Genomic DNA, 22,015 nt, shown 5'->3' with positions numbered 1-22,015 from the left:
GCGGTTTCCCCATTCCGTCAGGTGCAGCCATGACCGACCAATCCCCGAACGACCAGTTCCACGCCTCATCCTTCCTGCAGGGGCACAATGCGGACTATGTCGAACAGCTTTACGCGCGCTTTGCCGCCGACCCGTCCTCGGTCGATGCGGCCTGGGCGGCCTTTTTCCATTCGCTGGGCGATGCCGAGCTGGATGTGTCGAAATCGGCCTCGGGCGCGTCCTGGGAACGGCCGGACTGGCCGCCGGTTCCGGCCGATGACCTGACCGCCGCGCTGACCGGCGAATGGCCGGTCGCCAAAGAGGGCAAGGCCGCGGGCGACAAGATCCGCGCCAAGGCCGCCGAGGCGGGCGTGACCGTATCGGATGAACAGATCAAGCGCGCCGTGCTGGATTCGATCCGCGCGCTGATGATCATCCGCGCCTACCGCATCCGTGGCCACCTGATCGCCGATGTCGATCCGCTGGGGATGCGCGATGCCTCGCTGCACCCGGAACTGGACCCCAAGTCCTACGGCTTCACCGAGGCCGACATGGACCGCCCGATCTTCATCGACAATGTTCTGGGGCTGACCCATGGCTCGATGCGCCAGATCCTGGACATCGTGAAGCGCACCTATTGCGGCACCTTCGCGTTGCAGTACATGCACATTTCCGACCCCGAGGAAGCCGCCTGGCTGAAGGAACGGATCGAGGGTTATGGCAAGGAAATCAGCTTCACCCGCGAAGGCCGCCGCGCCATCCTGAACAAGCTGGTCGAGGCCGAGGGCTTTGAAAAGTTCCTGCATGTCAAATACATGGGCACCAAGCGTTTCGGCCTTGACGGCGGCGAGGCGCTGATCCCGGCGATGGAACAGATCATCAAGCGCGGCGGCGCGCTGGGTCTGAAGGAAATCGTCATCGGCATGCCGCACCGCGGCCGCCTGAACGTGCTGGCCAATGTGATGGCCAAGCCCTTCCGCGCGATCTTCCACGAATTCCAGGGCGGGTCCTACAAGCCCGAGGATGTGGACGGTTCGGGCGACGTGAAATATCACCTCGGCGCCTCATCCGACCGTGAATTCGACGGCAACAAGGTCCACCTGTCGCTGACCGCCAACCCCAGCCACCTTGAGGCGGTGAACCCCGTGGTGCTGGGCAAGGTCCGCGCCAAGCAGGACCAGCTGCACGACACCGACCGCTTTCAGGTCCTGCCGATCCTGCTGCATGGGGACGCGGCCTTTGCCGGCCAGGGCGTCGTGGCGGAATGCTTTGGCCTGTCGGGCCTGCGCGGGCATCGCACCGGCGGCACCATGCATATCGTGGTGAACAACCAGATCGGCTTTACCACCGCGCCGCATTTCAGCCGGTCGTCCCCCTATCCGACCGACATCGCCCTGATGGTCGAGGCGCCGATCTTCCACGTCAATGGCGACGACCCCGAGGCCGTGGTCCACGCCGCCAGGGTCGCCACCGAATTCCGCCAGAAGTTCCACAAGGACGTGGTGATCGACATCTTCTGCTACCGCCGCTTCGGTCACAACGAAGGCGACGAGCCGATGTTCACCAACCCGGTGATGTACAAGCGCATCAAGAGCCACAAGACCACGCTGCAGCTTTACACCGAACGTCTGGTGGCCGACGGGCTGATCCCCGAAGGCGAGATCGAGGATATGAAGGCCGCCTTCCAGGCCCATCTGAACGAAGAATTCGAGGCCGGCAAGAACTTCAAGCCGAACAAGGCCGACTGGCTGGATGGCCGCTGGTCCGGCCTGGACCGCGAGCGCGAGGAATATGACGCCGGCGCCACCGCGATCACGCCCGAGACGATGGCCGAGATCGGCCGTGGCCTGACCACCGCACCGCAGAATTTCGACCTGCACAAGACCGTGGCGCGCCAGTTGGATGCCAAGGCCAGGATGTTCGAAACCGGCAAGGGATTTGACTGGGCCACCGCCGAGGCACTGGCCTTCGGTTCGCTTCTGACCGAGGGCTTCCCGGTCCGCCTGTCGGGTCAGGACTGCACACGCGGCACGTTCAGCCAGCGCCATTCCGGCCTGATCGACCAGACGACCGAAGAACGCTACTACCCGCTGAACCATGTCCGGGCCGGTCAGGCGCGCTATGAAGTCATCGACTCGATGCTGTCGGAATATGCGGTTCTGGGCTTCGAATACGGCTATTCGCTGTCCGAACCCAAGGCCCTGGTGATGTGGGAGGCACAGTTCGGCGATTTCGCCAACGGTGCGCAGATCATGTTCGACCAGTTCATCAATTCGGGCGAACGGAAATGGCTGCGCATGTCGGGCCTGGTCTGCCTGCTGCCGCATGGGTTTGAAGGCCAGGGGCCGGAACATTCCTCGGCGCGTCTGGAACGCTTCCTGCAGCTGTCGGCGGAAGATAACTGGATCGTGGCCAACTGCTCGACCCCGGCCAACTATTTCCACATCCTGCGCCGCCAGCTGCACCGCAACTTCCGCAAGCCGCTGATCCTGATGACGCCTAAATCGCTGCTGCGCCATCCGCTGTGCGTGTCGAAAACCGATGAATTCACCACGGGTTCCTTCTTCCGCCGGGTGATGTGGGACGATGCCGACACCCAGCACACCGGAAATTCCGATTTCAGGCTGGCCGCGGATGACCAGATCAAGCGGGTCGTGATCTGTTCGGGCAAGGTCTATTACGACCTCCTGGCCGAACGCGACAAGCGCGGCCTGTCGGATGTGTATCTGCTGCGGCTGGAACAGTTCTACCCCTTCCCGGCCCATTCCATGGTCAAGGAACTGTCCCGCTTCAAGGATGCCGAGATCGTCTGGTGCCAGGAAGAACCCAAGAACCAGGGCGCCTGGACCTTCGTCGAGCCGAACCTGGAATGGGTGCTGGCCAAGATCGAGGCCCGCCACAGCCGCGCCCGCTATGCCGGCCGCGTCGCATCGGCCTCGCCCGCAACGGGTCTTGCCAGCCGCCACAAGGCCGAACAGGACGCGCTGGTTCACGACGCGCTGGAGGGCTGAGATGGCAATCGAGGTCCGCGTTCCAACGCTGGGCGAAAGCGTATCCGAGGCCACCGTGGCCACCTGGTTCAAGAAACCGGGTGACACGGTCGCCGCGGATGAAATGCTTTGCGAACTGGAAACCGACAAGGTGACGGTCGAGGTCCCCTCCCCCGCCGCCGGCGTCCTGGCCGAGATCGTTGCCGCCGAAGGCACGACCGTCGGCGTGAACGCCCTGCTTGCTCAGATCACCGCCGCCGGGGCCACCGGCGCGAAAACCGACACGACTGGCCCGCGTTCCCAAGCCGGAAGCGCGCCGCAAACCCAAGAGGTCAAGATGACTGACGTAATGGTGCCCGCGCTTGGCGAAAGCGTCTCCGAAGCGACCGTTTCCACCTGGTTCAAGAAAGTGGGCGATACCGTCGCGCAGGATGAAATGCTCTGCGAACTCGAAACCGACAAGGTGTCGGTCGAGGTGCCCTCGCCCGTCGCAGGCGTGCTGACCGAAATCCTGGCGCCCGAAGGCACCACCGTCGATGCCAGGGCACGCCTGGCCGTGGTCGCCGAAGGCGCAAGCGCCGCCGCCGCCCCGAAGGCCGAGGCCGCCGCCGCCGTCGGTTCGCCCGGTGCCGGCCCCGAACAGGCTACCCCGCGCAAGGATGTCGAACATGCCCCCGCCGCGAAAAAGGCGATGGCCGAGGCCGGTCTTGGCGCCGATCAGGTCACCGGCACCGGCCGCGACGGCCGCATCATGAAGGAAGACGTGGCCCGTGCCGCCGCAGCCCCCGCCCCGGCCGCCGTGTCGATCGCGCCGGCGCCTGCCAGCGCCCCGCGCGCGCCCGTCCCTGCCGATGACGCCGCCCGCGAGGAACGCGTCAAGATGACCCGCCTGCGCGCCACCATCGCACGCCGCCTGAAGGATGCGCAAAACACCGCCGCAATGCTGACGACCTATAATGAGGTCGACATGTCCGGCATCATGGACCTGCGCAACAGCTTCAAGGACCAGTTCGAAAAGAAGCACGGCGTGAAGATGGGCTTCATGTCCTTCTTCGTGAAGGCCTGCTGCCACGCCCTGAAAGAGGTGCCCGAAGTCAATGCCGAAATCGACGGCGGCGACATCGTCTACAAGAAGTACGTCCACATGGGCGTGGCCGTCGGCACCCCCTCTGGCCTTGTCGTGCCGGTGGTGCGCGACGCTGACCAGATGGGCTTTGCCGCGATCGAAAAGAAAATCGCCGAACTGGGCCTGCGCGCCCGTGACGGCAAGCTGTCGATGGCCGAAATGCAGGGCGGCAGCTTCACCATCTCGAACGGCGGCGTCTATGGCTCGCTGATGTCCTCGCCGATCCTGAACCCGCCGCAGTCGGGCATCCTCGGCATGCACAAGATCCAGGACCGCCCCGTCGTGGTGAACGGCCAGATCGTGATCCGCCCGATGATGTATCTGGCGCTCAGCTACGACCACCGCATCGTCGACGGCAAGGGCGCCGTGACCTTCCTCGTCCGCGTCAAGGAAGCCCTCGAAGATCCGCGTCGCCTGCTGATGGATCTGTGATCGACCGGGGCGGCCCCGTGCCGCCCCTTCCCTGTCCCGCCCCTTCTTCTTGGCGGAAATACTCCGGGGGGCACGGGGGGCAGCGCCCCCCGCCAGATCTCAAAGGAACGGACCAATGGCAGAATTCGATGTCATCGTGATCGGCGGCGGCCCCGGCGGCTATGTCTGCGCGATCCGCTGCGCCCAGCTGGGCCTGAAAACCGCTTGCGTCGAAGGGCGCGACAGCCTTGGCGGCACCTGCCTCAACGTCGGCTGCATCCCGTCGAAGGCGCTTTTGAACGCCACGCACCACCTGCACGAAACCCATGAAAACTTTGAAAAAATGGGGCTGATGGGCGCCAAGGTCAAAGTCGACTGGGCAAAGATGCAGGCCTACAAGGCCGATGTCATTTCCGGCAACACCAAGGGCATCGAATTCCTGTTCAAAAAGAACAAGGTGACCTGGCTCAAGGGCTGGGGCTCGATCCCGGCCGCCGGCCAGGTCAAGGTCGGTGATGAGGTCCATACCGCCCGGGCGATCGTCATCGCCACCGGCTCGGAACCCGCTTCCCTGCCCGGCATCGAGATCGATGAAGAAACCGTCGTCACCTCGACCGGCGCGCTCGCCCTGCCGAAAATTCCGAAATCGATGGTGGTGATCGGCGCCGGCGTCATCGGCCTGGAAATGGGCTCGGTCTATGCCCGCCTGGGCACGCAGGTGACCGTGGTCGAATATCTCGACGCGATCACCCCCGGCATGGACGGCGAGGTCGCCAAGTCCTTCCAGAAAATCCTGACCAAACAGGGGCTGAAATTCATTCTCGGCGCCGCCGTTCAGGGCGTGGACAAGGCCAGGGGCAAGAACACGGTGCGCTACAAGCTGCGCAAGGACGACAGCGAAGCCAGCCTTGAGGCCGAGGTCGTACTGGTTGCCACCGGCCGCAAGCCCTACACGGACGGTCTGGGCCTGGAAGCCGCTGGCGTGGAAATCCTGCCCCGCGGCCAGGTGAAAACCGACGCCCACTGGCAGACCTCTGTCCCCGGCATCTACGCGATCGGCGATGCGATCACCGGCCCGATGCTCGCCCACAAGGCCGAGGATGAAGGCATGGCCGTGGCCGAGGTGATCGCGGGCAAGCATGGCCATGTGAACTATGACGTGATCCCCGGCGTGATCTACACCACCCCCGAGGTCGCCTCGGTCGGCAAGACCGAAGAGGTTCTGAAACAGGAAGGCCGCGCCTACAAGGTCGGCAAGTTCTCGTTCATGGGCAATGGCCGCGCCAAGGCCGTGTTCCAGGGCGAAGGCTTCGTCAAGCTGATCGCCGACAAGGAAACCGACCGCATCCTGGGCTGCCACATCATCGGCCCCGCCGCGGGTGACCTGATCCATGAGGTCTGCGTTGCGATGGAATTCGGCGCCTCGGCCCAGGATCTGGCGCTGACCTGCCACGCCCACCCGACCTATTCGGAAGCGGTGCGCGAAGCGGCGCTGGCCTGCGGCGACGGCGCGATCCACGCCTGACCCGGCGGCCCGGCATCCCCCGAAAGGCGGCGCCATGCGCCGCCTTTTTCACATCTGCCGATCCCCTTCGGCTTTGCAAAAATATCCCGGGGGTAAGGGCCGCAGGCCCAGGGGGCAGCGCCCCCTAGCCCGCCAGATGCCGCAGGCCATGCGTCACATCGGTGCGCACCGCCAACCGCAACGCCGGCTCATCCCCCGCCCGCAGCGCCGCCAGGATCATTCTGTGATGGCGCGGCGGCTCATTGCGCTGCACCCGGCCATACAGCGCGCGCATGGTGGGGCCCAGCTGCAACCAGATCGTCTCGATCACGGCCAGCATGGCGGGTGCCTGCGCGCGCAGGTAAAGCGTGCGGTGAAATTCCAGATTCGTGCGGATATAGGCCACTGCATCCTGTTTCGCCACCGCCTCGGCATTCGAGGTGTTGATCGCGGCCAGCCGGTCGATCAGCGCCAGATGGGCGCGGGGCAACGCGCGCGCCGCCAGCTCCGGCTCGATCAGCGCGCGCAGCGCGGCCAGTTCCTCGATCCGGTCGTTCGACAGCTCGGGCGTCGCCACCCGGCCTGATGACGACAGCGTCAGCGCGCCCTCGGCCACCAGCCGGCGCAGCGCCTCACGCGCGGGGGTCATCGACACACCATGCGCCTTGCCCAGGCCCCGCAGCGTCAGCGCCTGCCCCGGCAACAGCTCGCCATGCATGATCTGCTGGCGCAGGCCGCGGTAAAGCCGGTCATGCGCGGCAGCATCAATGGGACGGGCGGATGTCGACATGGCAAACCGTGATCACAAATCCCACCCGGCGTCAATCACCCCGGCAGGCAGCCTCAATCCCGAAAGCGGACCGCATGCAGCGCGCTGCCGTGCCGCTTCAGCCAGGCCCGTTCGGGCGCGAATTCGGGGCGCAGCCCCTCGACCACGGCCCAGAAGGCGGGCGAATGGTTCATCTGCGCCAGATGCGCCACCTCATGCGCCACGACATAGTTCAGTACGCCTTCGGGCGCCATTACCAGACGCCAATTGTACATCAGGCAGCCATCCGCCGTGCACGACCCCCAGCGCGACCGGGTATCGCGCAGCGTCAGCCGCCGGTAAGGCCGCCCCAATGCGGCGGCATAGCGGTCCGAAGCCGCCTGCAAACGCTGGCGCGCGGCCAGCTTGAAGAACGCCTCCAGCCGGGTTGCCACGCGCGCAGCCTCGGGCGGCACCAGGATCCGCGTCCCCTCCAGCCGCGGGGCGGACACCGCGGCAGCGACCACCTGCCGGTCCTGGCCCAGAAACGGCAGCAGGGCGCCGATCTCGGCCCGGCGCACGGGGGCGGCCTGCGCCACCGTCGCGCGCAGCCAGTCGGCCTTGTCATGGGCAAAGGCCAGTGCTTCGGATTCGCGCGCCCAGACCGGCAGCGTCAGCGTCACCTTGCCATCCAGCCGGGACACCCGCAGCGCAAAACGCCGCGCCCGGGCCGACCGGCGCAGGGTCAGCGCAACCTCGGGCGTTCCGGGGATCAGGACGCGGGTCAGGGCGGGCCTCCTGTAACGGATGGGTGTGGCAGGGCGGCACAGGGACGAAAAGACTTTGACACCCCGCGGTCATTGTGGCAGTTGGCTGCGACTCTCTGAATAAGAGCGATGCCAGGAGATTTCCATGCCGAAAGAGGAATGGGGCGTCAAGCGCCTCTGCCCGCATTGCGCGAGCCGGTTCTACGACCTGAACAACGACCCGATGACCTGCCCGGTCTGCACCAACAGCTTCACGGTGGAAAGCCTGACCGTAGGCCGCGGTCGCACGGTCGTGGCCGAAAAGGCCACGCGTGAGCGCAGCCTTGACGTCGACGATCTGGCCGATGACGAAGATCTCGACGCCGATACCGGCGACGTCGATCTGGACGATGATCTGCTGGAGGACGACGAGGACGACAACGTCTCGCTGGACGAGATCGCGGACGTCAGCGCCAATGACGAGGAAAGCTGATCCTTTCCGGATCTTCCAATCGAAAGACGCGGGGGCCTTTCCCCGCGTTTTTTCGTTTACGAACAGGGCCTGACAGCAAGTTCGGCGGGCGCATCGTTTTTTGCGGCGGAATGTGGAAATTCCTCTTGCGCCCATCTTGGGAACTGCCTATACGACCCCCCACGCGAGTTGCCCAACCGGGTGGCACGCAGACCTCCGGTGGGGCCATAGCTCAGTTGGGAGAGCGCTTGAATGGCATTCAAGAGGTCAGGGGTTCGACTCCCCTTGGCTCCACCAAATCTCCATTTTCGATCATCTGGATGAAACGCCGCGTGTCACGCTGGCCGGGTGCCGGGCGCGCCCCGGAACAGGGCGCGCTGCCGTGCGCCGCTGGTCAGCGCCCCTCGAACCGGGCGGGGCGCTTTTCCAGGAACGCCAGGACGCCTTCGCGGAAATCGCGGCTTTGACCCAGCCGGCCCTGCAGTTCCGCCTCGCGCGCCAGTTGCCCGTCCAGGTCCTGGGCATAGCTGCCGCGCAGCGCCTGTTTGACGGCGCTGTAGGCAAGGGTCGGCCCTGATGCCAGCTGGGCGGCACGGGCGCGCCAGTGGGCCGTAAAATCGGCATCTGGCACGGCTTCCCAGATCATCCCCCAGTCCGCAGCCTGCCGCGCGCTGATTCTGTCGGCGAACAGCGCCGCCCCCATCGCACGGGCAAAGCCGATCTGGCGCGGCAGCCAATAGGTACCACCCGCATCCGGCATCAACCCGATCCGGGTGAAAGCCTGCAGAAAGGCCGCGCTTTCGGCCGCGATCACCACATCCGCCGCAAGCGCCAGATTCGCCCCCGCCCCGGCCGCCGCGCCATTGACCGCCGCGATCACCGGAACCGGGCAATCATAGATCGCGCGCAGCATGGGTTCATATTCATCCCGCAGGACGCGTTCCAGATCCAGCCCCGCGGCATCGGCGCCGTCGCCCAGATCCTGCCCTGAACAGAACGCCCGGCCCTCGCCCGTCAGGACAATCGCCCGCGCCTCGGCGGCCGCGCGGTGCAGCGCCGCGGTCAGTTCCGCCCGCATCCGGGTGTTGAGCGCATTCATCACCTCGGGGCGGGCCAGCGTCAGCACCGCCAGCCCCTCGGACAGGTCATATCGGATCGTGGTATAGGGCATCGCGCCGCTCCTCTGCCATTGTACGGGGCAGATTAACGCCTGGGCGCGGCGGCGAAAGGGCCAGGTTCGCGGGCGCGCCGCGACGTGGCGTCATTCCTTCAGCAATTCTTCCAGCCGGGCGCGTTCCGCCTCGGACAGGGCGGGGCCTGCGGCTTCGTCCCGCCGGCGGTTGCGCAAAAAGACAAAGGCACCGCCCAGCGCCAGCGCAAGGGCAGCGGGGCCCACCAGCCACAGCACCAGATTGGCACCGCGGCGGTCGGGTTCGAACAGCACATATTCACCATAGCGGGTGACGATGTAATCCAGCACCTGGCTGTCGGTATCGCCCGCCAGCAGCCGTTCGCGCACCGCCACGCGCAGGTCGCGCGACACCTCGGCGTTCGATTCGTCGATGTTTTCGCCCTGACAGACCGGGCAGCGCAGAACCTTGCTGATTTCACGGGCCCGCGCTTCAAGCGCGGGATCGGGCAAGACCTCATCGGGTTGCACGGCGGCCAGCGGGGTGGCCAGCAGGGCCAGGCACAGGGTCAGACGTTTCAGCATCGGCTCACTCCGCCGGGGTTGCGGTGACGGAGGCGGCCTTGCGCGCGCCCGCGGCCACGCGGAAGCGCCGGTCGGTCAGGCTCAGGACACCGCCCAGCGCCATCAGGATCGAACCCGCCCAGATCCAGTTGGCGAAAGGCTTGATATAGGTGCGCACCGCCCAGCCGCCATCCGCCTGCGCATCGCCGATCACCAGATAGACATCACGGGTAAAGCGATAATCGATCGCGGCCTCGGTCGTGGGCATGGCCTGTACCGGATAGACGCGCTTTTCGGGGTGCAGCACGGCGGTGACCCGGCCACCCTCGCGCACGGTCATCGTCGCCATGGTCGAGGTATAGTTCGGGCCCGGCATCTCTTCGACCTTGTCCAGCGTGATTTCATAGCCCGCAACGGTGAAGGGCTGGCCGATCCGGGCCACGCGGATATCCTCGGCCTGCCAGGCGGTCAGCAGGGCGATGCCGATGAAGGTGACGCCAAGGCCGCCATGCGCGGTGGCCTTGCCCCAATCCGCGCGCGGCAGGCGCAGGATGCGCGCGGGCGTACGTCCGGCGCGGACCCACAATTCGGTCAGCGCGCCGAACACCAGCCAGCTGCCCAGTCCCGCGCCGACCAGCGCGATCCCCGACCGCCCGGTGCCCACCGACCAGGCCAGAAGACCCACCGCCAGCGCCAGCACCGCCGCCGGGATCAGCGGGCGGATCGTGCGGGCCAGCCTGGCACGCTTCCAGGGCATCATCGCGCCCACCGGCAGCACCAGTGCCAGGATCAGCATGAAGGGGGTAAAGGCCTGGTTGAAGAAGGGCGCCCCCACCGAAAGCTTGCGGTCCCAGAACATCTCGGCCACCAGCGGCCAGACCGTGCCCACGAACACCACCAGCGCCGAGACCGCCAGCAGGATGTTGTTCAGCACCAGCGCGCTTTCGCGGCTGACCATGCCAAAGATGCCGCGCGCCTGCATCGCGCCCGCACGCGCGGCGTACAGCGTCAGCGCCCCACCCACGAAACCGGCCAGGATCATCAGGATGAAGATCCCGCGTTCCGGGTCATTGGCGAAACTGTGGACCGAGGTGATGACGCCCGAACGCACGATGAACGTGCCGATCAGCGAGAAACCGAAGGCCATGATCGCCAGAAGAATCGTCCAGCTTTTCAGGGCCTCGCGCTTTTCCACGACGATGGCGGAATGCAGCAATGCGGCGGCCAGCAGCCAGGGCATGAAGCTGGCGTTTTCCACCGGGTCCCAGAACCAGAAGCCGCCCCAGCCCAGTTCGTAATAGGCCCACCACGACCCCAGCGCGATGCCGATGGTCAGGAACACCCAGGCCGCCAGCGTCCAGGGCCGCACCCAGCGCGCCCAGGCGGCATCCACGCGGCCCTCGATCAGGGCGGCGACGGCAAAGCTGAAGGCCATCGAAAGGCCCACATAGCCCAGGTAAAGAAACGGCGGATGGAAGGCCAGGCCCGGGTCTTGCAGCAGCGGGTTCAGGTCGCGCCCGTTGAAAGGCGGTTCCGCCAGCCGCAGGAACGGGTTCGAGGTGAACAGGATGAAGGCCAGAAACGCCACCCCGATCATCGCCTGAACCGACAGCACCCGCGCGCGCAGCCTGGGCGGCAGGGCCGTGCCGAACCACGAGGCCGCCGCCCCGAACAGCGCCACGATCAGCACCCACAGCAGCATCGACCCTTCGTGGTTCCCCCAGACGCCCGAAATCTTGTAAAGCATCGGCTTGTCGGTATGCGAATTGGCCCAGACCAGTTCCAGCGAGAAATCCGAAGTGACAAAGGCCCAGGTCAGCGCCGCGAAGGAAAAGCCGATCAGCAGGAATTGCGCAGACGCCGCGGGCTCCCCCACCGCCATCCAGCCCGACCAGCCCCGCCAGGCCCCGATCAGCGGCACCACCGACTGAATAATCGCCACGCCGAAGGCGAGGATCAGGGCAAAATGTCCAAGTTCGGTCAGCATCGCATCCTCCTGTTCGCCGGGGGATCATAGGGCCAACTGCGCCCGGGGCCAAGGAGGATGCGCCGCCATGTCGCGGGGATCACGTCACTGGGAACAGGAAACGGGGGGAACAGGAAATGGGGGCGCTGCCCCCCGTCGCCTGACGGCGACGCCCCCCGGGATATTTTCGCAAAGCCGAAGGACGCGGGTCCGGGGGCAGCCTGTGGGAAGCGGATCAGAGCCGGGCCGAGGGCCGGCGGGTGGCCAGAAGCAGATTCGTTTCCGATGTCGTAACCCCTTCAAGCCGCCGGATCTGCGCCAGGATGTCGTCCAGTTCGGCCAGTGTGCGGGTGCCGATCTCGACGATCAGATCCCATTTCCCATTGGTCGCATGCACCGCCTGCACCGCCGGCAGCCCCAGCAGGCGCGCGACGATCCGGTCGGTGCCGCGGCCTTCGATGCCGATCATCATCAGCCCGCGGACCGGGGCGGCGGTGACATCGGCGCGGGTCATCACCGTGAACCCCGCGATTTCCCCCCGCGCCACCAACCGCTCAATCCGGGTGCGCACCGTGGCGCGCGACAGGTCCAGCTGTACGGCCAGATCGGACACCGCCGCCCGCCCGTCGCGCCGCAGCGCCGCGATCAGCCGTTGGTCGGTTTCATCCATCGCACGCTCCTGACGGTTAGGGTTTTTCGGTTTTCTTGAAAGCGTCCAGAGCCTTGAAGCTGTGCAAGCCTTTGCCCCGGGCGGCGGTGTCGCGGGCGCGGTCAGGGGGCCATGACGGGGCCTGCGTCCTTCACCGCCTCCATCGCGACATAGGTCGAGGTCGCCGCCACATGCGGCAGGGATGAGATGCTTTCCGCCATGACCCGGCGATAATCCCCGATATCGCCCGTGCGGACCTTCAGCAGATAGTCGAAGCCGCCCGCGATCATGTGGCATTCCTCGATCTCGGGGATGGTGCGGACGGCGCGGTTGAAAGCCTGCAGCGCGGCTTCGCGGGTGTCGGACAGACGCACCTCGACGAAGGCCACATGCGCCAGACCCAGACGAATCGGCGACAGGATCGCGCGGTATCCGGCGATCACGCCGCTTTCCTCAAGCTGCTTGATCCGCGCCTGCACGGGCGATTTGGTCAGCCCCACGCGGCGCGCAATCTCGGTTGCGGACATGCGCCCGTCGGCCGACAGAAGGGCCAGAATCGCCTGATCGTAGCGGTCCACCTGCGGAAAGTCGTTTGGCATTCCCACCCCCGGAATTTCAGTCGTTTCACCCGCCACAGGGCAAAGAACGGGAAAACCGCCTGCAAAATCCCCGATATGATGGCCCAAACCGCAGGAGCGCGCAATGCACATGATCACACAGACCATCGAAACCGGAACCCTGCAGCCCGAAGCGCCCCTGCTGGCGCGGCTGATCGAACAGGCCGCCCTGGACGGCCCCGCCCGCGCCCGCATCGCCGCCACCGGGGCAGATCTGGTGCGCCGCATCCGCGCCGATGTGCGGCCCGGCCTGATGGAGGTGTTCCTGGCAGAATACGGCCTTTCGACCGAAGAGGGAATTGCCCTGATGTGTCTGGCCGAGGCGTTGTTGCGTGTGCCCGATGCCGAAACCATGGACGCGCTGATCGAGGACAAGATCGCGCCTTCGGACTGGGGCCGCCATCTGGGCAAGTCGGCCTCCAGCCTGGTGAATGCCTCGACCTGGGCCCTGATGCTGACCGGCAAGGTGCTGGAGGATCGCGAACCCGGCGTGGTGGGCCATCTGCGCGCGGCCATGCGCCGGCTGGGCGAGCCGGTGATCCGCACCGCCGTATCGCGCGCGATGAAGGAAATGGGGCGCCAGTTCGTGCTGGGCGAGACCATACAATCCGCGATGAAGCGCGCCCAGACGCAGGAAGCGGCGGGTTACAGCTATAGCTATGACATGCTGGGTGAGGCTGCGCGCACCGCCGCCGACGCCACACGCTATGAGGCCAGCTATGCTGCCGCAATCGCCGCAATTGCCGGGGCCTGCCGGGGTGGGGATGTGCGCGCCAATCCGGGTATCTCGGTCAAGCTCTCGGCGCTGCATCCGCGCTATGAGGTCGCGCAAGAGGCCCGCGTGATGGCCGAACTGGTCCCCGTGGTCACGCGGCTGGCCCGGCAGGCAGCGGCGGCGGGCATGGGGTTCAACATCGACGCCGAAGAGGCCGACCGCCTGACCCTGTCGCTCAAGGTGATCGCGGCGGTACTGGCCGATCCGCGGCTGGCGGGATGGGACGGTTTTGGCGTGGTGGTGCAGGCCTATGGCCGGCGCGCGGGCGCGGTGATCGACTGGCTTTACGCGCTGGCGGGCCAGCTGGACCGCAAGATCATGGTGCGGCTGGTGAAAGGCGCCTATTGGGACGCCGAGATCAAGCGTGCCCAGGTGCTGGGGCTGGCCGATTTCCCGGTCTTTACCCGCAAGATCACGACCGATGTCAGCTATATCGCCAATGCCCGCAAGCTGCTGGGGATGACCGACCGGATCTATCCGCAATTCGCCACGCACAACGCCCATACCGTTGCCGCGGTGCTGGACATGGCGGGCGATGCGCCGTTCGAATTCCAGCGCCTGCATGGCATGGGCGAACGGCTGCACGACATCGTGCTGAAGGATCGCGGCACCCGCTGCCGGATCTATGCCCCCGTCGGCGCGCATCGCGACCTGCTGGCCTATCTGGTGCGCCGGCTGCTGGAAAACGGCGCGAATTCCAGCTTTGTCAACCAGATCGTGGATGAGGACGTGCCCCCCGAGGTGGTCGCCGCCTGCCCCCTGACCACGCTGGAATCAATGGCCGATCCGGTCAACCCCCGACTGACCCGGCCCGCCGATCTGTTTGCCCCGGACCGGCGCAACAGCCGGGGCTTCGATCTGACCGACGCCGGCACGCTTGCGGCCATTGAGGCGGCGCGTGCGCCCGCCGCCACGGGCCTGCTGCCCGACGCGGCGCCGCTGCTTGCCGCCCCGGCACAGCCCTTGCCCGCCCAGCCGGTGCAAAACCCCGCGACGGGCGAAACGGTGGGCCATGTCCACCCCGCCAGCGCGGCCGATGTGCAGGCCGCGCTGGCCGCCGCCCGCATCTGGCAAGCCCCGGCGACCGAACGCGCGCAGATCCTGAACCGTGCCGCCGATCTGTATGAGGCTGACTTCGGCCCGATCTTTGCCACCCTTGCACGCGAGGCGGGCAAGACACTGGCCGATGCCGTGGGCGAATTGCGCGAGGCGGTGGATTTCCTGCGTTATTATGCGGCGCAGGCCGGCGGCCTGACCGCCCCCGCGCGCGGGGTGTTCACCTGCATCAGCCCCTGGAACTTTCCTCTGGCCATCTTCACCGGCCAGATCGCGGCGGCGCTGGCGGCCGGAAACGGCGTGCTGGCCAAGCCCGCCGAACAGACGCCGCTGATCGCCGCGCAGGCGGTGCGGCTTCTGCATCAGGCGGGCGTTCCGCCCCATGCGCTGCAGCTGCTGCCCGGTGACGGACCTACGGTCGGCGCGGCGCTGACCTCGGACCCGCGCGTGGCAGGCGTGGCCTTCACCGGCTCGACCGGGACGGCCCAGGCAATCCGCCGTGCCATGGCCCGGCACCTGGCGCCCGATGCGCCGCTGATCGCGGAAACCGGCGGGCTGAACGCGATGATCGTCGATTCCACCGCCCTGCCCGAACAGGCGGTGCGCGACATCCTGGCTTCGGCCTTCCAGTCGGCGGGGCAACGCTGTTCGGCGTTGCGCTGTCTCTATGTGCAAAACGACATCGCCCCGCATCTGACCGAGATGCTCTGCGGCGCGATGCGGGAACTGCGGCTGGGCGACCCCTGGCATCTGGCCACCGACATCGGCCCGGTGATCGATGACGAGGCCGCCCGTGACATCCGCACCCATATCGACGCCGCCCGCCGTGACGGCCGCGTGATCCTTGACCTGCCCGCCCCGCCGCAGGGGCATTTCATCGGCCCCACCGTGATCCGCGTAACCGGCATTGCCGACCTTGGGCGTGAAATCTTTGGCCCCGTGCTGCATGTCGCCACCTTCGAAGCCGAAGACCTGCCCCGCGTCATCGCCGATATCAACGCCACCGGCTATGGCCTGACCTTCGGGCTGCACACCCGCATCGACAACCGCGTGCAAGAGGTGACCGAGGCACTGGCCGTGGGCAACATCTACGTCAACCGCAACCAGATCGGCGCTGTGGTCGGCAGCCAGCCCTTTGGCGGCGAGGGGCTTTCGGGCACCGGGCCCAAGGCGGGCGGGCCGGACTATCTGGCGCGGTTCTGCGCCCCGCAACCCGCCGCCCCCGTCGCGCCAGCGGCATCCGCTGCACCCACCATCAGCGCGGCACAGGTTCAGGCCGCGCTGGATACCGCCCCCCCTGCCCCCACGCTGCCCGCCACGGCGCTGCCCGGACCCACGGGGGAATCGAACCGCCTGACGCGTCATGCCCGCGGCCCGATCCTGTGCCTGGGCCCCGGACCGGCGGCGGCACGGGCCCAGGCACAGGCCGTGCAACGGCTTGGCGGGCGCGCGGTCGAGGTCGCCGCCCCCCTGCCGCCGGACGCGCTGACCACGCTCCGGGCCTTTTCCGCGGCGATCTGGTGGGGCGATACCGCAACCGGCACGGCGCTGGCGCAGGCCCTGGCCGGACGCCCCGGCCCGATCCTGCCACTGATCGGCGCCATGCCCGATGCGGCCCATGTCGCGCATGAACGCCACATCTGCATCGACACCACCGCCTCAGGCGGCAACGCGGCCCTGCTGGCCAGCGCCGGAACCGCTTGACCGGGCCACGCGGATCGGGAAGGCTCGCGCCATGTTTCCGATCCGCGACCACAACCCGGCCACCACGACACCCTGGATGACCCGGGCGCTGATCGCGATCAACCTGGGGATGTTCCTGCTGACCTCACCCTGGCTGGGCGCGATGTTCGGTCTGTGGGAAATGGGCGCGCTCTACCCCGCCGCGGTGATAGAGGGGTTCTGGCTGCACGGACTCATCACCCATATGTTCCTGCATGCCGGGCTGATGCATATCGCAGGCAACATGCTGTTCCTGTGGGTCTTTGGTGACAACATGGAAGAACAGCTGGGCCATTTCGGCTTTGCCCTCTTCTACCTGGCTGGCGGGCTTGCGGCAGCCGCGGCACAGATCCTGGCCGATCCCTACAGCACCATCCCGATGGTCGGCGCCTCGGGCGCGATCGCGGGCGTGATGGGCGGCTATCTTCTGATGTTCCCCAAGGCGCGGATCGACGTGCTGTTCATCATCGTGATCCTGGTGAAGATCATCCCGATCCCCGCCTGGATCGTGCTGGGGGTCTGGTTCGGGCTGCAGGTTCTGAACGGCACCACCGCGGGCGACGGCGGCGGGGTCGCCTATTGGGCCCATGCAGGCGGCTTTGCGGCCGGTGTGGCGCTGATGATCCCGCATTGGCTCAAACGCGGCGGCCCGGCCTACTGGAACCGCACCCACGGCCACCCGCCGCACCCCGAAGCGCGATACAGCCGCTCAAGCATACCCGTGGTACGCAGACGACGCTGATCGCGCCCCTTCTTCTTGGCCGAAATACTCCGGGGGGTGGTCTCATCGGCCCCGGCACGGGGCCGGTGAGGCCCGGGGGGCGGCGCCCCCCGCCCGCGATCACAAACCTTGCGCGCGGGTCAGACCGGCGCGCGGGTCAGACCGATGCGCGCAGAATCCTGCACAGCGGGTCAAACAGGGCGGCATTGGTGGCGATGATCGCACCCGATTCGAAAATGTCGCGCCCTTCGCGCACGGGGCCGGTAAAGCCGCCGGCTTCCTTCACCAGAAGCATCCCCGCCGCCATGTCCCAGGCGCTGATCCCGCGTTCCCAATAGCCATCGAACCGGCCCGCGGCGACATAGGCCAGATCCAGCGAGGCGGCGCCAAAGCGGCGCACCCCGGCGCAGACCGGCATCAGGCGGGCGAAATCCTGCAGCGTGGCCGGCAGCGTCGACTTGCCCCCAAAGGGAACACCGGTGGCAAAGATCGCCTCGATCATGTTGCGCCGCCCCGACACGCGCAGGCGCGTTTCGTTCATGAAGGCGCCAAGACCCTTTTCCGCATAGTAAAGTTCATCCTTCGCCGCGTCGAAGATGACACCCGCGACAACCTCGCCCTTGTGTTCCAGCGCGATGGACACGGCCCAATGCGGCAGGCCGTGCAGAAAGTTCGTGGTGCCATCCAGCGGATCGACGATCCAGCGCCGGGTCGGATCTTCACCGGGCTCTTCGCCGGTTTCTTCGCCCAGCCAGCCGTACGAGGGGCGGGCACCGCGGAGTTCTTCCTTGATGATGCGTTCCGCCTCGCGGTCGGCGCGGGTGACGAAATCCCCCGGCCCCTTGGCCGAGACCTGAAGGTTTTCCACCTCGCGGAAGTCTTTCACGAGGGAACGGCCGGCCTTGCGGGCGGCCTTGATCATCAGGTTGAGGTTCGCGCTGCCTTGCATCGGGGGCTCCTTCACATCAAGCGCGTGCCATACACGGGCAGGGACGGGATTCCAAGGGCTTTGCGCGGATCGGCTGGCGTTGCAACGGGGGGCTGTCTGCCCCCCGCACCCCCCGAGGATATTTTCGCAAAGCCGAAGGATCAGACGCGCTGCAGCTTGACCGGCTCGGTCCGCGCCAGGCGCAGGAAATGGGCCATGAAGGGCTGGGTGGCATCCTCGGCGCGGGTGGCGGCATAAAGCCGTTTGGTCAGGCCCTTTTCGGTGACGGGGCGGGTGATGTAATCGGGCTGGTATTTCACCTCGCGCAGGACCCAGTCGGGCAGCACGGCGACGCCGCGCCCCGACGCCACCAGCATCAGGATCACGGCGGTCAGTTCGACCTGGCGCTGCGCGCGCGGTTCCACCCGGGCCGGCGTCAGCAGTTCGGTGAAGATGTCGATCCGGCCACGGTCGACCGGATAGGTGATCAGGGTCTGGTCGCGGAAATCCTCGGCCACGACGAAGGGTTTTGCGGCCAGCGGGTTGCTGGCGGCGGCGACCAGGGTTGGCGAATAGTCGAACAGCGGGTTGAAGACGATGCCCTCAAGCGCCTCGGGGTCCGAGGAGATCACCAGGTCGACCTCTTCGCGCATCAAGGCGGGCAGCGCGTTGAAGGCCAGGCCCGCGCGGATGTCGACGTCGATATCGGGCCAGGCGCGGCGGAACTGTTCCAGCACCGGGAACAGCCAGTCAAAGCAGGCATGACATTCGATGGCGATGTGCAGCCGGCCCGCGCGGCCCTGGCGCAGGGCGGCGAATTCATCCTCGGCGGCCTTGATCTCGGGCAGGATGCGTTCGGCCAGCCGCAAGAGCCGCACCCCCGCCGCCGACAGTTTCAGCGGCTTGGACCGGCGCACGAACAGTTCCACCCCGGCCTGGTCTTCCAACCCCTTGACCTGATGCGACAGCGCCGATTGGGTGATGTGCAGGATGTCGGCGGCCCGGGCCAGACCGCCCGCATCATGGATGGCCTTGATCGTGCGCAGATGGCGAAGTTCCAGGTGCATCTTGAACGAAACCTCATAACGTTCTTGAGGATTATGAGTTTGTCTCACATCGGTATATCTGGCACAAGGGGGCCAACGAAAGGATACCCACCATGACCTCGCCCCGCGTCAGCTTTGAATTCTTCCCGCCGCAATCGCTGGAGGCATCGTTCCGGCTGTGGGAAACCGCACAGGTTCTGGCGCCGCTGAAGCCGTCCTTCGTGTCGGTCACCTATGGCGCGGGCGGCACCACGCGCAAGCTGACCCATGAGGCGGTGGAAACGATCCACAAGAACTATGGCCTGAACGTGGCGGCGCATCTGACCTGCGTCGATGCAACCCGGGCCGAGACGATGGAAATCGTCGATGCCTATGCCGCGGCGGGCGTGACCGAGATCGTGGCGCTGCGGGGCGATCCGCCGAAGGGCAGCGACAGGTTCACGCCCCATCCGCAGGGTTTTGCCTCATCCGTCGCGCTGATCGAGGCGCTGGCCCAGGACGGCCGCTTTACCATCCGCTGCGGCGCCTATCCCGAGCCCCACCCCGAAGCCGCCGATCCGCTGGCGGATGTGCGCTGGCTGAAGCGCAAGGTGGATGCGGGCGCGACCAGTGCGATCACCCAGTTCTTCTTTGAGGCCGATACCTTCTTTCGGTTCCGCGATGCCTGCGAAAAAGAGGGGATCACCGCGAAGATCATCCCCGGCATCCTGCCGATCCAGTCCTGGGCAGGCGCAAAGCGATTTGCCGCGCGCTGCGGCACCAGTGTGCCGGCCTGGGTGGAAGAGGCCTTTGTGGCCGCCGTGCGCGACGGGCGCGAACAGCTGCTGGCGACCGCGCTGTGCACCGAACTGTGCGACGAGCTGATCCGCGGCGGGGTCGAGGATCTGCATTTCTATACGCTGAACCGCCCCGGCCTGACGCGCGACGTGTGCCACGCCCTTGGCGTGACGCCCGGCGCAAGCCTGGAGAAGGTCGCCTGAACCGGACCTGTGCCGCGGCAGAACGAAAAACCCGGCCCAATCCTTGGGCCGGGTTTTTTTATCAGTCATCCATCTTCAGCGCCGAGATGAAGGCGGATTGCGGGATTTCCACCTTGCCGAACTGACGCATCTTCTTTTTGCCGGCCTTTTGCTTTTCCAGCAGTTTCTTCTTGCGCGTCGCATCGCCGCCATAGCATTTCGCGGTCACGTCCTTGCGCATCGCGCTTAGCGTTTCGCGCGCGATCACGCGGCCACCGATCGCGGCCTGGATCGGGATCTTGAACATGTGGCGCGGGATCAGTTCCTTGAGCTTTTCCACCATCGCGCGGCCGCGCGATTCGGCGCGGTCGCGGTGCACCATGATCGACAGCGCGTCCACCGGTTCGTCGTTCACAAGGATCGACATCTTGACCAGAAAATCCTCACGATATTCCGAGATCTGATAGTCGAAGCTGGCATAGCCCTTGGTGACCGATTTCAGCCGGTCGTAGAAATCGAACACCACCTCGGCCAGCGGCAGGTCATAGACCACCATCGCGCGGCTGCCGGCATAGGTCAGGTCCAGCTGGATGCCGCGGCGGTCCTGGCACAGCTTCAGCACGTCGCCCAGGTATTCGTCGGGCACCATGATCGTGGCCTTGATGCGCGGTTCCTCGATATGGTCGACATAGGTCAGGTCGGGCATGTCGGCGGGGTTGTGCAGGTCGCGCACCTCGCCATCCTTCATGTGCAGCTTGAACACCACGCTGGGCGCGGTGGTGATCAGATCCAGATCGTATTCGCGTTCCAGACGGTCGCGCACGACCTCCAGGTGCAGAAGGCCCAGGAAGCCGCAGCGAAAACCAAAGCCAAGCGCGGCCGAGGTTTCCATTTCATAGCTGAAGGATGCGTCGTTCAGCGCCAGTTTCTCGATCGCGTCGCGCAGCGCCTCGAAATCATTGGCGTCCACCGGGAACAGGCCGCAGAACACCACCGGCTGGGCGGGCTTGAAGCCCGGCAGCGGCACTTCGCAGCCCTTCTTTTCATGGGTGATCGTGTCGCCCACGCGGGTATCGCGCACCTGCTTGATCGATGCGGTCAGAACGCCAATCTCGCCCGGCCCCAATTCCGCGATATCGACCATCTGCGGCTTCAGCACCGCCAGCTTGTCGATGCCGTAAACGGCGCCGGTCTGCATCATCTTGATGCGGTCGCCCTTGCGGATCACACCGTCCATCACGCGGATCATGACAACAACGCCCAGATAGGGGTCATACCAGCTGTCGACCAGCATCGCCTTGAGCGGTGCGTTGCGGTCGCCCCTGGGCGCGGGCAGGCGCGTGACGATCGCCTCCAGCACGTCGGGAATGCCCAGGCCCGACTTCGCCGAAATCGGGATCGCATCGCTGGCGTCGATGCCGATCACATCCTCGATCTGTTCCTTGACCCGGTCCGGTTCCGCCGCCGGCAGGTCAATCTTGTTCAGCACCGGCACGATTTCATGGCCCGCGTCGATCGCCTGATAGACATTTGCCAGCGTCTGCGCCTCGACCCCCTGCGACGCATCGACCACCAGCAGGCTGCCTTCGACCGCGCGCATGGACCGGCTGACCTCATAGGCGAAATCGACATGGCCGGGGGTGTCGATCAGGTTCAGGATGTAGGTCTGGCCATCCCTGGCCGGATATTCGATCCGCACCGTGTTGGCCTTGATGGTGATCCCGCGTTCCCGCTCGATATCCATGCTGTCCAGCAGCTGCGCCTTCATGTCGCGTTCGGCCACCGTTCCGGTCATCTGGATGAGCCGGTCGGCGAGGGTGGATTTGCCGTGGTCGATATGGGCCACGATCGAGAAGTTGCGGATGTGATCAAGCTGGGTCATGGCCGCGCATATAGCTTGGAAAACA

At 66.2% G+C, this 22,015-nt stretch carries 17 protein-coding genes and 1 tRNA gene; 8 read left to right on the top strand and 10 right to left on the bottom strand.

The window, feature by feature from the left end:
* The first annotated feature begins 29 nt into the window (after positions 1 to 29).
* The 3 genes from ACK8OU_RS00290 (at position 30) to lpdA (ending at position 6,031) form a co-directional block, all read left to right on the top strand.
* Positions 30 to 2,990, top strand: a complete 2,961-nt coding sequence (locus ACK8OU_RS00290) for a 2-oxoglutarate dehydrogenase E1 component (protein WP_410301339.1) — start codon at positions 30 to 32, stop codon at positions 2,988 to 2,990.
* 1 nt (position 2,991) lies between these two features.
* Entirely contained in the window at positions 2,992 to 4,527 is a 1,536-nt protein-coding gene (odhB, locus tag ACK8OU_RS00285) for a 2-oxoglutarate dehydrogenase complex dihydrolipoyllysine-residue succinyltransferase (protein WP_410301338.1), read from the top strand.
* Positions 4,528 to 4,642: 115 nt separating this feature from the next.
* A complete protein-coding gene (gene lpdA, locus ACK8OU_RS00280) occupies positions 4,643 to 6,031 on the top strand; it encodes a dihydrolipoyl dehydrogenase (RefSeq protein WP_410301337.1) in 1,389 nt (462 codons plus the stop codon).
* A 124-nt stretch (positions 6,032 to 6,155) separates the two neighbouring features.
* Here lpdA and ACK8OU_RS00275 read toward each other — a convergent pair whose 3' ends face one another.
* Together ACK8OU_RS00275 and ACK8OU_RS00270 are read right to left on the bottom strand one after the other, a co-directional pair.
* Positions 6,156 to 6,800 carry a GntR family transcriptional regulator gene (locus tag ACK8OU_RS00275; protein ID WP_410301336.1) on the bottom strand — a complete coding sequence of 215 codons (645 nt, stop codon included), beginning with the start codon at positions 6,798 to 6,800 and terminating at the stop codon, positions 6,156 to 6,158.
* 53 nt (positions 6,801 to 6,853) lie between these two features.
* On the bottom strand, positions 6,854 to 7,546 hold the full coding sequence (locus tag ACK8OU_RS00270; RefSeq protein WP_410301979.1) for a M48 family metallopeptidase: 693 nt from the start codon (positions 7,544 to 7,546) through the stop codon (positions 6,854 to 6,856).
* 124 nt (positions 7,547 to 7,670) lie between these two features.
* Between ACK8OU_RS00270 and ACK8OU_RS00265 the strand changes: the two genes are divergently transcribed.
* Both ACK8OU_RS00265 and ACK8OU_RS00260 read left to right on the top strand, forming a co-directional pair.
* Positions 7,671 to 7,997: a TIGR02300 family protein gene (locus ACK8OU_RS00265; protein WP_410301335.1), complete on the top strand. Its 327-nt coding sequence runs from the start codon at positions 7,671 to 7,673 to the stop codon at positions 7,995 to 7,997.
* A 200-nt stretch (positions 7,998 to 8,197) separates the two neighbouring features.
* Positions 8,198 to 8,273 (top strand) — tRNA-Ala (locus ACK8OU_RS00260).
* A gap of 97 nt (positions 8,274 to 8,370) precedes the next feature.
* Here ACK8OU_RS00260 and ACK8OU_RS00255 read toward each other — a convergent pair.
* From ACK8OU_RS00255 to ACK8OU_RS00235, 5 genes are all read right to left on the bottom strand, one after another.
* Positions 8,371 to 9,147: an enoyl-CoA hydratase-related protein gene (locus ACK8OU_RS00255; protein WP_410301333.1), complete on the bottom strand. Its 777-nt coding sequence runs from the start codon at positions 9,145 to 9,147 to the stop codon at positions 8,371 to 8,373.
* 90 nt (positions 9,148 to 9,237) lie between these two features.
* Positions 9,238 to 9,690, bottom strand: coding sequence for a cytochrome c-type biogenesis protein (locus tag ACK8OU_RS00250; protein WP_410301332.1), 453 nt, complete (start codon positions 9,688 to 9,690; stop codon positions 9,238 to 9,240).
* A gap of 4 nt (positions 9,691 to 9,694) precedes the next feature.
* Positions 9,695 to 11,656, bottom strand: coding sequence for a heme lyase CcmF/NrfE family subunit (locus ACK8OU_RS00245; RefSeq protein ID WP_410301331.1), 1,962 nt, complete (start codon positions 11,654 to 11,656; stop codon positions 9,695 to 9,697).
* Positions 11,657 to 11,870: 214 nt separating this feature from the next.
* A complete protein-coding gene (locus ACK8OU_RS00240) occupies positions 11,871 to 12,305 on the bottom strand; it encodes an Lrp/AsnC family transcriptional regulator (RefSeq protein WP_410301330.1) in 435 nt (144 codons plus the stop codon).
* Positions 12,306 to 12,406: 101 nt separating this feature from the next.
* On the bottom strand, positions 12,407 to 12,883 hold the full coding sequence (locus ACK8OU_RS00235; RefSeq protein ID WP_410301329.1) for an Lrp/AsnC family transcriptional regulator: 477 nt from the start codon (positions 12,881 to 12,883) through the stop codon (positions 12,407 to 12,409).
* A gap of 103 nt (positions 12,884 to 12,986) precedes the next feature.
* Here ACK8OU_RS00235 and putA point away from each other — a divergent pair, with 103 nt between their 5' ends.
* Together putA and ACK8OU_RS00225 are read left to right on the top strand one after the other, a co-directional pair.
* Positions 12,987 to 16,436: a bifunctional proline dehydrogenase/L-glutamate gamma-semialdehyde dehydrogenase PutA gene (putA, locus tag ACK8OU_RS00230; protein WP_410301328.1), complete on the top strand. Its 3,450-nt coding sequence runs from the start codon at positions 12,987 to 12,989 to the stop codon at positions 16,434 to 16,436.
* 31 nt (positions 16,437 to 16,467) lie between these two features.
* Positions 16,468 to 17,196, top strand: a complete 729-nt coding sequence (locus ACK8OU_RS00225; RefSeq protein WP_410301327.1) for a rhomboid family intramembrane serine protease — start codon at positions 16,468 to 16,470, stop codon at positions 17,194 to 17,196.
* A gap of 136 nt (positions 17,197 to 17,332) precedes the next feature.
* Here the strand turns inward: ACK8OU_RS00225 and ACK8OU_RS00220 are convergent, their stop codons facing one another.
* Both ACK8OU_RS00220 and ACK8OU_RS00215 read right to left on the bottom strand, forming a co-directional pair.
* A complete protein-coding gene (locus ACK8OU_RS00220; RefSeq protein ID WP_410301326.1) occupies positions 17,333 to 18,124 on the bottom strand; it encodes an inositol monophosphatase family protein in 792 nt (263 codons plus the stop codon).
* A gap of 140 nt (positions 18,125 to 18,264) precedes the next feature.
* A complete protein-coding gene (locus tag ACK8OU_RS00215) occupies positions 18,265 to 19,170 on the bottom strand; it encodes a LysR family transcriptional regulator (protein WP_410301325.1) in 906 nt (301 codons plus the stop codon).
* 92 nt (positions 19,171 to 19,262) lie between these two features.
* On the opposite strand from ACK8OU_RS00215, the gene metF reads away from it, so the two are divergent.
* A complete protein-coding gene (metF, locus tag ACK8OU_RS00210; RefSeq protein ID WP_410301324.1) occupies positions 19,263 to 20,129 on the top strand; it encodes a methylenetetrahydrofolate reductase [NAD(P)H] in 867 nt (288 codons plus the stop codon).
* Between the two features lie 61 nt (positions 20,130 to 20,190).
* On the opposite strand, the gene lepA is transcribed toward metF, so the two are convergent.
* Positions 20,191 to 21,990, bottom strand: coding sequence for a translation elongation factor 4 (gene lepA / locus ACK8OU_RS00205; RefSeq protein WP_410301323.1), 1,800 nt, complete (start codon positions 21,988 to 21,990; stop codon positions 20,191 to 20,193).
* Positions 21,991 to 22,015: the final 25 nt, after the last annotated feature.

This window comes from Pontitalea aquivivens (genome assembly GCF_046507575.1).
GTDB lineage: Bacteria > Pseudomonadota > Alphaproteobacteria > Rhodobacterales > Rhodobacteraceae > Pontitalea > Pontitalea aquivivens.
Note: the sequence above shows the minus strand (reverse complement) of the source record. Positions and strands in the feature narration are given on the sequence as shown.

Coding starts and splice junctions, on each gene's coding strand:
- ACK8OU_RS00290 (WP_410301339.1), top strand. CDS start 30: ATGACCGACCAATCCCCGAACGACCAGTTCCACGCCTCATCCTTCCTG.
- odhB (WP_410301338.1), top strand. CDS start 2,992: ATGGCAATCGAGGTCCGCGTTCCAACGCTGGGCGAAAGCGTATCCGAG.
- lpdA (WP_410301337.1), top strand. CDS start 4,643: ATGGCAGAATTCGATGTCATCGTGATCGGCGGCGGCCCCGGCGGCTAT.
- ACK8OU_RS00275 (WP_410301336.1), bottom strand. CDS start 6,800: ATGTCGACATCCGCCCGTCCCATTGATGCTGCCGCGCATGACCGGCTT.
- ACK8OU_RS00265 (WP_410301335.1), top strand. CDS start 7,671: ATGCCGAAAGAGGAATGGGGCGTCAAGCGCCTCTGCCCGCATTGCGCG.
- ACK8OU_RS00255 (WP_410301333.1), bottom strand. CDS start 9,147: ATGCCCTATACCACGATCCGATATGACCTGTCCGAGGGGCTGGCGGTG.
- ACK8OU_RS00250 (WP_410301332.1), bottom strand. CDS start 9,690: ATGCTGAAACGTCTGACCCTGTGCCTGGCCCTGCTGGCCACCCCGCTG.
- ACK8OU_RS00245 (WP_410301331.1), bottom strand. CDS start 11,656: ATGCTGACCGAACTTGGACATTTTGCCCTGATCCTCGCCTTCGGCGTG.
- ACK8OU_RS00240 (WP_410301330.1), bottom strand. CDS start 12,305: ATGGATGAAACCGACCAACGGCTGATCGCGGCGCTGCGGCGCGACGGG.
- ACK8OU_RS00235 (WP_410301329.1), bottom strand. CDS start 12,883: ATGCCAAACGACTTTCCGCAGGTGGACCGCTACGATCAGGCGATTCTG.
- putA (WP_410301328.1), top strand. CDS start 12,987: ATGCACATGATCACACAGACCATCGAAACCGGAACCCTGCAGCCCGAA.
- ACK8OU_RS00225 (WP_410301327.1), top strand. CDS start 16,468: ATGTTTCCGATCCGCGACCACAACCCGGCCACCACGACACCCTGGATG.
- ACK8OU_RS00220 (WP_410301326.1), bottom strand. CDS start 18,124: ATGCAAGGCAGCGCGAACCTCAACCTGATGATCAAGGCCGCCCGCAAG.
- ACK8OU_RS00215 (WP_410301325.1), bottom strand. CDS start 19,170: ATGCACCTGGAACTTCGCCATCTGCGCACGATCAAGGCCATCCATGAT.
- metF (WP_410301324.1), top strand. CDS start 19,263: ATGACCTCGCCCCGCGTCAGCTTTGAATTCTTCCCGCCGCAATCGCTG.
- lepA (WP_410301323.1), bottom strand. CDS start 21,990: ATGACCCAGCTTGATCACATCCGCAACTTCTCGATCGTGGCCCATATC.